The 13,661-nt window shown below is 59.8% G+C and carries 6 protein-coding genes; 5 read left to right on the top strand and 1 reads right to left on the bottom strand.

Annotated features, from left to right (window positions below):
- Window positions 1–46 precede the first annotated feature (46 nt).
- On the bottom strand, window positions 47–4,627 hold the full coding sequence (locus tag NQ559_RS12180; protein WP_033395334.1) for a translocation/assembly module TamB domain-containing protein: 4,581 nt from the start codon (window positions 4,625–4,627) through the stop codon (window positions 47–49).
- A gap of 59 nt (window positions 4,628–4,686) precedes the next feature.
- Here NQ559_RS12180 and tsaD point away from each other — a divergent pair, with 59 nt between their 5' ends.
- The 5 genes from tsaD to NQ559_RS12155 all read left to right on the top strand — a co-directional run bounded on the left by tsaD (window position 4,687) and on the right by NQ559_RS12155 (window position 13,639).
- Window positions 4,687–5,709, top strand: a complete 1,023-nt coding sequence (tsaD, locus tag NQ559_RS12175; RefSeq protein ID WP_018696964.1) for a tRNA (adenosine(37)-N6)-threonylcarbamoyltransferase complex transferase subunit TsaD — start codon at window positions 4,687–4,689, stop codon at window positions 5,707–5,709.
- Window positions 5,710–5,719: 10 nt separating this feature from the next.
- Window positions 5,720–6,442: a M15 family metallopeptidase gene (locus tag NQ559_RS12170; RefSeq protein ID WP_018696965.1), complete on the top strand. Its 723-nt coding sequence runs from the start codon at window positions 5,720–5,722 to the stop codon at window positions 6,440–6,442.
- A 376-nt stretch (window positions 6,443–6,818) separates the two neighbouring features.
- Window positions 6,819–7,718 (top strand): dihydrodipicolinate synthase family protein, encoded by a 900-nt coding sequence (locus NQ559_RS12165; RefSeq protein ID WP_018696966.1) that lies wholly within the window; start codon window positions 6,819–6,821, stop codon window positions 7,716–7,718.
- 26 nt (window positions 7,719–7,744) lie between these two features.
- Window positions 7,745–10,297 (top strand): sodium:solute symporter family protein, encoded by a 2,553-nt coding sequence (locus NQ559_RS12160; RefSeq protein ID WP_018696967.1) that lies wholly within the window; start codon window positions 7,745–7,747, stop codon window positions 10,295–10,297.
- Window positions 10,298–10,420: 123 nt separating this feature from the next.
- On the top strand, window positions 10,421–13,639 hold the full coding sequence (locus NQ559_RS12155) for a SusC/RagA family TonB-linked outer membrane protein (protein ID WP_018696968.1): 3,219 nt from the start codon (window positions 10,421–10,423) through the stop codon (window positions 13,637–13,639).
- Window positions 13,640–13,661: the final 22 nt, after the last annotated feature.

The following is a 13,661-nucleotide window of genomic DNA, read 5'->3' as shown; positions in this document are numbered from 1 at the left end:
TTAAAGAAAAATTGTTATTGTTTGATTCGAGTTCTTTTTCTGCCGTTCAGTTGTTTTCGTCCTTCTTATCCATAACGGGCCGCAGGGCCGAAAGCGTATCCGCCGGCTGCCGCAGCCGCTCCTTTTCCTCGCGGGCGGCCTGCCGCCGGGCTTCGCGCCGCGCCTTGCGTTTCTTGTTGGTGAAGCGCTCCCTGATACGCCGCCGCAGATCCCGGAAATTATTGAAATCCTCCTTGAAATAGATACCGATGCCGGTCTCCTGCAGACCCTGGTTCTCGTCGAAACGGTCGATGGTCTGCGTGAAGGCCTTGGCCTTGAGCGTCCCGGCACGGTCGATCAGGTAGGTGATGTACGCCTCGCCCATGAAGTTGGACATCGAACTGTTCACAGCCTGCTTGTTGTCGATCAGGTAGTTGCCCTCGACCTCGACGAACAGGCGGTTGTTGATCAGGCTCTTCGAAAGGCCGAAGTCCACTTCGTCGCTGGTCAGTTCCGACTTGGGACGGTAGCGGATGACGATGTTGTAGTCGTCATTCGAGAGTAGGTTGCTCACCATGTTCGACACGAATTCCAGCCCCGTGGCGGCCGAGACCGAGGTGCCGATGTTCGACGACGACGAACTGTTCTCGCCCATGAAGCTGTTGAACAGCAGGAGGTAGGCGAACTGCGTATCGACCGTCTCGGGCGTGGTGAGGGCATTGGCGATCACGGTCTGCGTCTCGGGGTCGGTGCCGGGGACATGCACGTCGAAAGTGACGGCCGGGTTGGAAAGCCGCTCGCCGAGGTGGATGACGCACTCCACGGGCACCGAACGGTCGGCCGTGAGGTTGTCGGACGTACCCTGCAACAGGGGCTGCAACGACGCCTTGAGCTTATAGATGGCGTTAATGTTGAGCATGGCGTCCATCGGCGAGCCCGTCCACTGGATCGTGGAGCCGTTCTCGATGACGAACCTCTTGTTGATGATGTTCTGCAGCGAGAAGAGGAAGCTCCCTTCGGTGATGGTATAGTCGCCGTACATCTCGAAGACGTTGGAACGGGGGTTGATCTGCAGGTTGAGCGTACCGTCGCCGCGCGCCCGGAGCGTGTTGCCCGAGACGGTGAGTTCGACCTCGACGCCCGGCCGCACGTTCAGCGCCAGCGAGATATCCATCTGGCTGCCGGCGTCGGACTTCTGCTGCCGCTTGCGTTCGAACATCATCTTCTTGCGGGCGAGGTTGTCGACCGTATCGACCCTGGCCGGTTCCCTGAAGGTCACGAAGTCGGCGCTCGATATATTGGACTTGCTGGACAGCGGCATGAAGAACGACGAACGGTCGTCGGTCGTGGCGGCGATATCCATCTTTACGAGCCCCTTGTCGCCCGAAATACGGGCGGAGCCCGTGGCGTAGACACGGCCGTAGAAAGAGTCGTTGTCCTGCGGGGTGGTGTTGAGCACCATCATCTGCCGGGGTGCGACGCGTACATCGTAGGCGATGTTCGAGAGGTGTTGCAGGCTCAGGTCGATGTCGAAGCGCCCCTCGTTGCCCTCGGGGTCGAATATCGGGACGTTCGAAGCCCGGAAGCGGTTGCCCTTGACGCTCAGCACCGCCCGGGGCATGGTGTAGGGCACCTGTGTGAAATCGACGCACGTCGACAGCCCCGTGACGCGGATTTCGCCCGTGAGGTCGGCCTCGCGGCGCTGCCCCTGGAGCACCAGGTCGGCGGAGGCGTGCCCCCGGGTATCGGAAATGACGCCCGTGAGGATCGGGTCGAGCAGCCCCATGTCGAGGCTGTCGACGTCCAGGCGGGCATAGTAGCGCACCTGCGACGGGGCGTAGAAGCCCCGCACCAGCGTATCGCGCTTATGGCGGTCGGTGACGGTAACGCCCGCACGGTTGCGCAGGAAATCCCAACGCGAGGTGAGGCGCAGCGGCGGTGCGGGTATGTCGTTGACCTGAAGGCTGTCGAGCAGGATGTCGGCCGTGATCTCGCCCGCATGGAGCGCTGATTTCATCGTCGCGGAGCCGTTGGTGCGCCCCTCGAAGACGTAGCCCATGCGTTCGATGACCTGCGTGAAGGGCGCGAGGTCGAAATTGCGCAGGCGCAGCGTCACCGAATCCTCGCGGCTGCGCGAAGCGATACCGTCCAGCAGAAGTTCCTGCTCGCGGTTCATCACGAAGAACTTGTCGATCACGACCTGCGCCGTGTCGATTTGTATCTTGTGGGCGAAAATCTGCCAGGTCTTCGAGCCGCGGGTGATGTGCGACGGCAGGATGCGCAGGTCGACGACGCGGCCGTTGGGCCCGTGCTCGTCGACTACGTCGGCCCGGACGCCCACCAGTCCGGATACCTTGCGCAGCGTATCGTTGAACCCTGCCGAAAGCTGCACGCGCCCCTGCTTGGCACCGCCCGTGAGCGAAAGCCCCGGCAGGTGGAGCATACCCGCATAGAGGTCTTCGGCCGAAGCATAGACCGTGAGCGAATCGCCCCGGTTCGAAGCGTTGACGTTGAGCCGCGTGGCCAGCATACGTTTGCGTTCGATATATTCCGAAGTCGCCTTGAGCGAAAGCTGGTCGCTCGCGGGGTTGAAAAGCAATTGCAGCGACGAGCCGTCGGCGACCTGCAGGCCGGGTGAGATGGCATCTGCGATCGGGTCGATATGGCGGACGTCGACCGAGAGGAGCGAATAGTCGTTGGCGACGGCCACCCCCGATGCGCGGGGCACCGACTCCTCGTCGCCGTGTCGCAACAGGGGGAGGTATTTCCAGGCACTCGCACGCAGGTAACGGAAGACCTCGCGGTAGCTGGTCTTGCTGCGGAACGTGGCGTCGGCGAAGTCCGAGCGCAGTTCGACCAGCTTGCTCCGGGCCGAGTTCTCGCCCGTGACGGTCATGCTCTTCGACGTGAGCTGCTTGTCGTTATAGCGGTAGAGGACGTCGGTGACCTGGATGCGGCCGTTCAGGTCGTCGAGCGAGCGGCCGCCGGCCTTGGCGACGATATGCGCCGAGAGTTCCGAGACCGAGTCGCGGCGGTTGACATGCAGCCGGGCCAGGTCGGCACGGCGCAGATCCATCGTAAAGTCGTAACGGGGCACCGAGTCGTTGAAGTCGACCATGCCGAGGAAATCGAAATCGAGGTTGGGGTCGCGTGCCGTGATACGGCCGTCGAACTCGCGGTTGCGAAGCCGCCCGTCGAGGCGCAGCGAATCGTAGACATAGCCGTTGAAGCCCAGCTGCGTGACGTTGCCCACGACATTGGCGTCGGTGAAACCACGCCCGACGACGCCGTCGACGAAGGCCGTGAGCGTGGCGTTGCCCAGCAGGTCGCGGCGGCCGAGCAGTTCGCCCAGCCTGAGGTTGCGTGCGGCCACGTCGCCCTTGACGCTGCTGCGCCCGCCGCGCAAGGGGCTCAGCTGCAGGTTGCAGTCGATGCCGCCCACGTCGGTCTTGGCACCCACCCGCATGTCGAACGAGGAGAGCAGCCCGCGGAAACGGGCGCTGACGTCGATGTCGCCCGAATTCCCGAGGATCGCGACCAGCTTGTCGGAGAGCGCACGGCCGCCGATGCCGGCCGCCAGGGCGTCGATGGATTCGGCCGTGGAGGTCAGGCGCGGAATCGTCAGGTCGAAATGCGTCGTGCGGATGTCGGGCAGCCCCCTGACCGCGGCATCGGCCGTGAACCACGTTCCCTCACCCACCTGCAGGCTCCTGACCTTGCCCGTGAAATCGGAGACGACGCCCGCGACCTCGATGTCGATATTGCTGAAAACGGTATGCCACCCGCGGAGCCGCGGGGCGAAATAGGCGATGTCGTCCGTGGAGACGGTGCTGTTGCGCAGTCTGCCGTCGAGGCGCACCTCGCCCAGGAAATCCTTGTAGCCGGCCCACGAATCGCCGACGAGCGAAATGTAGGGGATGTCGACGTTCGAACGGGGCGTGACGACAGAGGTATCCTCGAAACCCAGCGCACCGTTGGTCAGGTAGAAACGCCCCGAGAAATGGTCGAGCACGAAGCCGCTGCGCTCACGTGCCGACATGGCCTCGATGGTGGTATAGATCGACTGCCCGTCGATGGTGAAGTCGCTGACGTGCGCCGTGATGCCGTAGAGGTGCATATGGCCGAAGTCGATGCCGAATTCGGGATCGCGCCTCGTGAGCCGCTCCAGACAGAGATCCATGCCTTCGATGGAAGCCTTGCGCAGCGACAGGCGGAAATTTCCCTTCCTGGGCTTGTCGGGGTCGCTGATGCGGTTGACGATTTGCTTGATGTTCATCTCCCCCTCGGGGGTCTCGCGCAGGTAGAGCTTCGCCCCGCTGATCTCGCCGCGGCTGAACACCACTCCGCCGCCGAAAATGCCCAGCCCCGTGATGTAAGCGTCTATCTTGCCGACGTAGAGCAGCGTGTCGCGCTGGTAATCCTCGACGTAGAAGCCCTTGACCTTGACCTTGCTGAAAAGCCCGATGTCCACGCGGTCGATGCTCACGGTGGTCTCGAGCGTCTTAGACACGATGCGCACGGCTTTCTGTACCACGTAATTCTGCACGGCGGGGATATCGAGCAGCAACGAGAGCACCATGGGCAGAATTATCAGCAACAAAACCGCTACCGAGAACACCTTTCCCAATATTTTTATACCTTTGCGCATTGATAGGTCGTTATAACCTGCAAATTTAACTAAAATAGTTAAAAAAAACGAATAACCGGATGGATATTACAATTCTCGGCATCGAATCCTCGTGCGACGATACGTCGGCTGCCGTGATCCGCAACAACCTGCTGCTGTCGAACGTGATCGCCTCCCAGGCCGTGCACATAAAATACGGCGGCGTGATCCCCGAACTGGCTTCGCGGGCACACCAGCAGAACATCATCCCGGTGGTCGACACGGCACTCCGAGAGGCCGGGCTTACCGTCGCGGAGATAGACGCCATCGCCTTCACGCGCGGCCCCGGGCTGCTGGGTTCGCTGCTCGTCGGGGTATCGTTCGCCAAAGGGCTCTCGGTGGCGCACGACATCCCGATGGTCGAGGTCAACCACCTGCAGGGGCATATCCTCTCGCACTTCATCGACCTGCCCGACCGCGAATTGCCCCATCCCGGCTTCCCGTTCCTCTGCCTGCTGGTCAGCGGCGGGCATACGCAGATCGTACGCGTGGATTCGCCGCTCGATATGGAGATCATCGGCACGACGATCGACGACGCCGCAGGCGAAGCGTTCGACAAATGCGCCAAAGTCATGGGCCTGCCCTACCCCGGCGGCCCGGTGATCGACCGTCTGGCAAAGGAGGGCAACCCCAAAGCGTTCCGCCTGGCGCATCCTCATGTCGACGGCTACGACTACTCGTTCTCGGGGCTCAAGACCTCGTTCCTCTATATGCTGCGCGACGCCGTGGCCGACGACCCCGATTTCATCGAGCGCAACAAGGCCGACCTCTGCGCATCGCTCCAGGGCACGATCGTGGAGATACTGCTCGACAAACTGGTGCGGGCGTCGAAGGACACGGGCATACGCGACATCGCCATCGCCGGGGGCGTATCGGCCAACTCGGGACTGCGCAACGGCATCGTCGAGCAGGGCCGCAGGCGCGGCTGGCGCACGTTCCTGCCGGAATTCAAGTTCACGACCGACAACGCCGCAATGATCGCCATGGCAGGCTATTTCCACTACCAGCACGGCGATTTCTCGTCGCTCGACGTTTCGCCCGTGGCACGGCTCGAAGAACTGTAACCCGGCCGGGATGATGAAACGGCTCGCAGCATTCATGCTGCTGCTGGCAGAAATCGGCGGCGCATACGCCGGAAACGGCGATGCGGAGCGGCTCCGCGCATGGCATGCCGGGGAAAAGGTCGCGGAAGAAGCGGTGGCGGAATACGGCATCGACCGCTGCTTCGCCAGTTCGGAGATCGACGACGCGCTCTTCGCGCGTATGTACGGCAAATCCTACAAGGCGGACTGCACCGTCCCCCGCTCGGAGCTCCGCTACCTGCGGGTGCTGCACCGCAACCTCGCAGGCGAAACCCTGCTGGGCGAACTGGTCTGCAACGAAGCGATCTGCGGCGACCTGCTCGATATCTTCCGGGTGCTTTACGACGCCTCCTACCCCATCGAACGCATGGTGCTGATCGACGAATACGACGCGCAGGACGGCCCTTCGATGCGGGCCAACAACTCTTCGGCATTCAACTTCCGGTTCGTCGCAGGAACCGGGGTGCTCTCCAGCCACAGCCGGGGCATGGCCGTCGACATCAACCCGCTCTACAACCCCTATGTCAAAACGAACGGCGGCCGCACGGTCGTCGACCCCGCGGAAGCAGCCCCTTATGCCGACCGGACACGGGATTTCCCTTACAAGATCGCCGAGGACGACCCCTGCTGCCGGGAGTTCCTGCGCCACGGATTCACCTGGGGCGGCCACTGGAAAAGCCTGAAGGACTACCAGCATTTCGAGAAAAGGAGATAGCCAGCCGGAATCCTCCGCATCGCACGGAAAGCCCGTCCACGGTCATTTCGGGGCAGCAACGACTCGCGAGGCGGCAGCGCCTTTCGGGATATGAATAAGGATTCGCGGCTGCCGTTGCGGACTTTTCGACAAATACCATGCGGAATTCCATACCTTTCCCGCCAGCCCCGGCATTTTACCGGCCGCTCCGTCGGGAAAGGCGAGCGCCTGCGACAGTATACCGCCTGACGAAAAAAATCCCAACTACGTAGGCTTCTTCCAAAAAAAATGAAAAAAACAGTGAACTTTTTTGGATTTTCATTTTATCTCCCTATATTTGTCATACAAATAGGATTATTCAGTCTTATTATTAAAAAAACTTATAAACACCCATACCATGATCAAGCTCTCCGGACTCACGCCTGCCGTATTCACACCTTTCGACAAAACCGGCGCAATCAACCTCGCGCAAATCCAACCCTATGCCGACAAACTCGTTACCGATGGTGCCGACGGCGTTTTCGTCTGCGGCTCGACAGGCGAATGCACTTCAATGACCATTGCCGAGCGCAAAAGCGTTCTCGAAGCATGGGTTAACGCCACCTCGGGCAGGATGCGAGTCATTGCGCACGTCGGCGGCACGTGCCAGGCCGATTGCATCGAACTCGCACGCCATGCCGCCGGCCTGGGAGTAGACGCGGTCGGTGCCATTGCTCCGTTCTATTTCAAACCCGCATCGGTCGGGGAACTCGTGGCGTTCTACAAACCGATCGCCGCGGCCATCGCCCCGATCCCGTTCTACTCCTACCACATGCCCTCGGTAACAGGCATAAACCTGCCGATGAAGGAATTTCTCGAAAAAGGCTCGCGCGAAATCCCCAACTTGAACGGTATCAAATTCACCTCTAACAACTTCATGGAGATGCTCGAGTGCATCCGTCTCGAAGACGGGCGTTTCGACATCCTTAACGGTTTCGACGAGATGCTACTCTGCGGCATGGCCGTGGGGGCCCGGGGAGGCGTGGGCAGCACCTATAACTATTCGCTGCCGACCTACCGGAACCTCTACGATGCTTTCCTCGCAGGCGACATCGAACGCGCCCGTAGCTTTCAACAGGAATCGGCGGACATCGTACACATCATCATCCGCCACGGCGGGGGCGTCCGCGGCGGGAAAGCCATTATGAACCACCTGGGAATCGACTGCGGCGACTGCCGGCTGCCCTTCGCGCCCTACACCGAGTCCGAGATGCGCCAGCTAAGCGAAGAACTCGACCGGATCGGCTTTGCAAAATAACAACACCCGCCAACCCAAACCGACCCATGAAAAACCTGACTCTAAACATTTTACTTATATTCTGGGCAGCAGTTTCGACAGCCGGTGTTCCCACCACACAACTGACGGAAACCGATGCCATCCGCTGGAACTCCTCGCTTACCCTGCCGCAAATCGACGGGAAGCCCAACATCGGAATAGCCGGTGTCTTCTCGGGCCGCATCGACGGAAAGCTGCTGATCGCGGGCGGGGCCAATTTTCCCGACCGCACACCCGCTGCGAACGGCGAGAAAAAATACCACCGGGATTTATATATATACGACACTTCCCAAGGCTGGCAAATCATACCTGATGCCCTGCCCGCACCGCGGGCCTACGGTGTTTCGGTCACGCTGCCCGAAGGCGTGCTCTGCATCGGCGGCTGCAACGCCGAGGAATGCACGAACCAGGTATTGCTGCTGACGCTCGACGGTAACCAGCCACGCTTAACGCCCTGGCCTCCGCTGCCGCGCCCCCTGGCCAACGCCGCAGGGGCCCTGGTCGGACATCATATCTACGTAGCCGGTGGAATCGAGCAGGTGAAGGGAGCCGCTGCGACCCGCAATTTCTTCATGCTCGATCTCCAAGACCTCGAACGCGGGTGGCGTGAGATGCCGCCATGGCCCGGGCCGGCCCGGGCATTCGCCGTAGCGGCCCCGCAAAGCGACGGGTTCGACAATTGTTTCTACCTCTTCAGCGGCCGCGATTTTTCAGGCGATACAGCCTGGGACGTCCACCATGACGGCTACTGCTACAATCCGCGGCTCGGTACCTGGATACCACTCGAAGGAGAGTTCCCGGTCATGGCCGGGACAGCGGCGCCATTCGGCACCAACCACATCCTGCTGATCGGCGGCCGCAACGGGAACAATTCCGACGACCAGTTGCTAAGGCTCTACCATACGATCACAGGAACGCTTACAGAGACCCCGGTACCCGAAGGGATCGTCCTTCCGGTCACAACGAATGTCCTCCCCGACAACGACGGGATAATGGTCACAAGCGGTGAAGTACGCCCGGGCGTCCGCACCCCCGTCCTATTGCGGGGAACACTCGAAAGTACCATCCACCGCCTGACGGGGCTCGATATCGGCGTTATCACCCTCTATTTCCTTTCGCTGGCCCTCATCGGCTGGTACTTTTCGAAAAACCAGAAGACTTCCGACGACTATTTCAAGGGAGGGGGACGCATCCCGTGGTTCATCGTCGGACTGAGCATCTTCGGCACGGCGCTGAGCGCCATCACTTTCATGGCCATCCCGGCCAAGGCCTATGCCACGGACTGGAGCTACCTGCTCTTCAACTCGGGCATCGTGCTGGCGGTACCCGTCATCGTGCTGCTGTTTATCCCCTTCTACCGCAGGCTGAATGTCACCACCGCCTATGAATACCTCGAAGCACGGTTCAATCCCCTCGTGCGCGTCCTGTGCAGCATTGCCTTCATCCTCTTCCAGATCGGGCGCATGGGCGTCGTACTGTTACTGCCGTCGATCGCACTCAATGTCGTCACGGGATTCGACATCTTCCTCTGCATAACCTTGATGGGTGTCCTGAGTCTCGCCTACACGCTCATGGGCGGCATCGAGGCCGTAGCATGGACCGAGGCTTTACAGGTCGTCGTGCTTCTGGGCGCAGCCGTCACGGTGCTGGTCATCGTCTGTCTTCAGCTTCCCGAGGATATCGGAACCATCGTCGCATCGGCTTCCGAAGCCGGGAAGTTCGACTTCGGCTCGACGGCCTTCGACCTGCGCCAGCCAACGATGTGGACGGTGCTGATCGCAACCTTCTTTACCAATATCACCATTTACGGAACCGACCAGACCATCGTTCAACGCTACCTGACGACCGCCACCGAGCGCGAAGCGCGCAAAGGCGTCTACGTCAACGCCGCACTGACCATCCCGGCCACCATCCTCTTCTTTCTGGTAGGCACGGCGCTGTGGGCTTTCTACCGCCACTATCCAACGGAGCTGAGCATGGCTGTCCGCGACAGCGATGCCATCCTGCCGTGGTATATCAGCACTCAACTGCCGTCGGGCGTACTGGGATTGATTATCGCCGGCCTTTTCGCCGCTGCCATGTCGACGCTCAGTAGCAGCATGAACTCCGCCGCCACGGCTTTCGTCACGGATATCTACCGCAAACTCCGCCCTGCCACGCACGACGGCCGCGCACTGCTGCGTACGGCACGCCTCTCTACCCTCGTACTTGGGCTCGTCGGCGTAGGCTTCGCATTGATGATGGCCTCGTGGGAGATCAAATCGCTATGGGACGAATTTTCAAAGATCCTCGGCATATTGCTCGGCGGCTTGGGCGGCTTGTTCCTGCTGGGCCTCACGACACGACGCGCCAATACGTTTGGCGCCCTGTGCGGCATCGCAGCCAGCATTGTCGTACAGATACTCGTATCCCGCAGCGGGTATGTCAATTTACTGCTCTATTCCACCACCGGATTCCTTTCGTGCTTCATTGTCGGTTATATCGCAAGTCTTTGCGTGCCCCGCAGCAACCGAGACACCGATTCACTGACCATCTACGGAAAACGAAAAACCCGTGCGTAACCCGATTTCAACAGCTTCTTCACGAACCTGTCATCGTGAGAAAATTCCTACCGGATATATTTGTCTTATAAAACAAATAAATAACAACCAACCCTATATCATGAAATCTAAAATTTCCGCCAAATGAAAAACTCTACAACAAAGAGGCGTTTCGACTCCGGATATGGAGGATGGAGCGTCGCATCGAGATGCCTTCTCTGTCTGGCGTTTCTGCTCGCCGGAACGAGCGTTTGGGCTCAGACTCACCGCCTGACAGGCCGGGTTACGGACGACAAGGATCAGGCCGTCGTCGGAGCCTCGGTCATCGTCAAAGGCACGACCCAGGGTATCACCACGGACTCGGACGGCAACTTCACGCTCGACCTGCCGAACGGCGATGCCACGTTGGTCGTATCGTTCATCGGCTACCGGACGCAGGAGGTTCCCGTCATCCGCTCGCAGAGTCGCGTCAACGTGGAGCTGGCTCCCGAATCAATCGCCGTAGATGAGGTCGTAGTGGTCGGCTACGGCGAGCAGTCTCGGCGGTCGGTAACCTCCTCGATCGCCAAACTCGACGGTGAGGCATTGCAAAACATTCCGATTTCGACCGTCGGCGAAGGCCTGAAAGGCAAGATCGCCGGTCTGAAAGTCACGCAGACCAATTTCTCGCCCGGCGGCGGATTCTCCTACCAGATCCGCGGCGGTTCGTCGATCAACGGCTCGAACTCCCCGCTGGTGCTCGTCGACGGTGTCGAACGCGACTTCTCAGCCATCAACCCCAACGACATCGCCTCGATCGACGTACTGAAAGACGCGGCCTCGTCGGCAATCTACGGCGCGAAGGCCTCGAACGGAATCATCCTCGTAACCACCAAGCGCGGCGGTTATAACAAGGCTCCCCGCATCACATTCGAAGCCAACTGGGCGTGGCAAGACACCGAGACCGAGATCGAATTCCTGAACGCCCGCGAATACATCGAAGTCGTCCGCACGGCGGTCGCCGAATACCTAAGCATCCCCTCGCGCGCATCCGATGCCCTGAGCTACCTGAACGGAGCGCACTCGGCAGGTGTCGGCAACAAACCCAACAGCATCTTTTCGACCCGCTATTACGATCCAGAAACCGATGTGCTGCCCGCCGGGTACAAAACCATGCCCGATCCGATCAACCCTTCGAAAACGATCATGTACCGGGATACCGACTGGCAAGACCTGCTCTATAACGGCGCATGGTGGCAGAACTATTACCTAGGAATCGACGGCGGCGGCGAACGGGTGCGCTACTCGGCCAGCCTGGGATATACCGACGACGAAGGCGTGGCCCTCTCGACGGGTTACGACCGTGTAAACTTCAAGAGCAACCTCGACGCCAAGATCACCAAGCGGCTGACGGCCAGCTTCGGCGTGGATTTCGCCCGCACCAACACCGAGGCCTATGCCAACCAGCGCAACACCATATCCCGCGCCCTGGCCAACCCGCCGACGATGAACGCCTACTACGAGGATGGATCGCCGGTCGAGGGTTACAACTCCTCGTCGCAAACCCCGCTCTTCTACAACAAGTATTACGACAGGAGCAACCAAAAAAACTACCTGTCGCTCATCGGAGGCCTGAAATGGGAAATCATCGACGGCCTGACGGCCAACGTGCAGGGGTCGTTCTTCCGCACCGACTCGAAAACCAAGCAGTTCATCAAAGCCAATGTCTTCGACGCCACGCGGAAATCGTCGTGGAGTCAGACCATGACCGAACGGCAGAAACTCGAGGCTTACGTCTCTTACAAAAAAACGTTCGCCGAGGATCACAATTTCTCGATCATGGGTGGTTATTCCTACCAGAAACGCGATTACGAAACGGTCAAGATGGCCGGTTCGGGCGGCACTTCGGACAAAGTCACCACCATCAACGGCTCCTCGGTCTTCGAACCCGACGATATCTCCTCGTCGGAGCAGGCCGAATGCCAGATCGGTTTCTTCGGACGCCTCAACTACGACTACAAAGGCAAATACCTCCTGACGGCCACCTTCCGTGAGGACGGCTCGTCGAAATTCGCCAAGGACGACCGCTGGGGCTTCTTCCCGGGCATTTCGGGCGGCTGGGTGCTGACCGAAGAGCCCTGGCTCAACGACATCCGCCATCTGAATTTCCTCAAGCTGCGCGCCAGCTACGGCTCCACCGGAAACAACGCCTCGGTGGGTATCTACGACGCCTACGGTTCCTATGGCGCCAGCTATATGTATAACGGGAACTCGGGCATCAAGCCCTCGGAGATGCCCAACGAGAAACTGCAGTGGGAAACATCGAACCAGCTCGACATAGGTATCGAAGCCGGCCTGTTCAAGAACCGCATCTACGTGAGCGCCGATTTCTTCGACAAACGCACGCGCAACCTGCTTTACGAACAGAATCTGCCCAACACAACAGGCTTCTCGAAGTTCTGGACCAACCTCGGGAAAGTCCGCTTCTGGGGCTACGAATTGGAACTGACCACCCGCAACATCGTGAAAAAGAATTTCAGCTGGGAGTCGAAGCTCGTACTGAGCTACCAGCAGAACAAAGTACTCAAACTGCCCGACAACGGGATCGCCAAAAACCGCACGGGCGGCATCGCCCTGGGCGACGGCACTTTCTTCGGCGGCATCGCCGAAGGCGAGCCCCTCAACCGTTTCTACGGCTATGTGGCCACGGGTATCATCGAGACCGAAGAGCAGGCTGCCAATGCCAACTACGATGCCCTGTCGCGTCTGCCCCAGAAAGGCGCCAAACGCGTCGGAGACTATGAATGGGCAGACCGGAACGGCGACGGACAGATCACTACGGCCGACCAGTTCTGCCTGGGCGTCACCGTCCCGCCTTTCACCGGAGGCTTGCAGAACTCATTCCGGCTCAAAAACTGGACCCTGTCGCTCTATCTGGACTGGGCCACGGGACACTCGATCTTCGACGAATCCTATTCGCGCTATTTCTACGGCACCTTCACCAACAACTACGCGTTGGCCAAGGATGTGCTGAAAGCGTGGAAAAAGCCCGGCGACAAAACCAAATACGCCAAGTTCTACGCCAACGACTCGAACTGGGGCAACGACAACTACAATCGCCGCGCCACCAATACGTTCACGTACAAGGGCGACTACCTCTGCCTGCGCGAGATTACGCTTCAATACTCGCTGCCGTCGAAGCTCTTTACGAAGGTAGGCCTGAAAGGGGTGACGCTGACCGTATCGGGCAACAACCTCTATTATTTCACCGAAGTCAAGGGTATTTCGCCCGAGGCGGGATCGTCGACCACCTATGACGGCGACGTATTCTACAACTATCCCCCGATCCGGCGCTTCTCGTTCGGCGTACGTCTGATCTTTTAATTAACTTATTGTAAGAACCGTC

The sequence above is a fragment of the Alistipes onderdonkii genome (assembly GCF_025145285.1).
Classification (GTDB): Bacteria; Bacteroidota; Bacteroidia; order Bacteroidales; family Rikenellaceae; genus Alistipes; species Alistipes onderdonkii.
The sequence above is the reverse complement of the archived record's forward strand: the minus strand, read 5'-3'. Positions and strand labels throughout refer to the sequence as shown.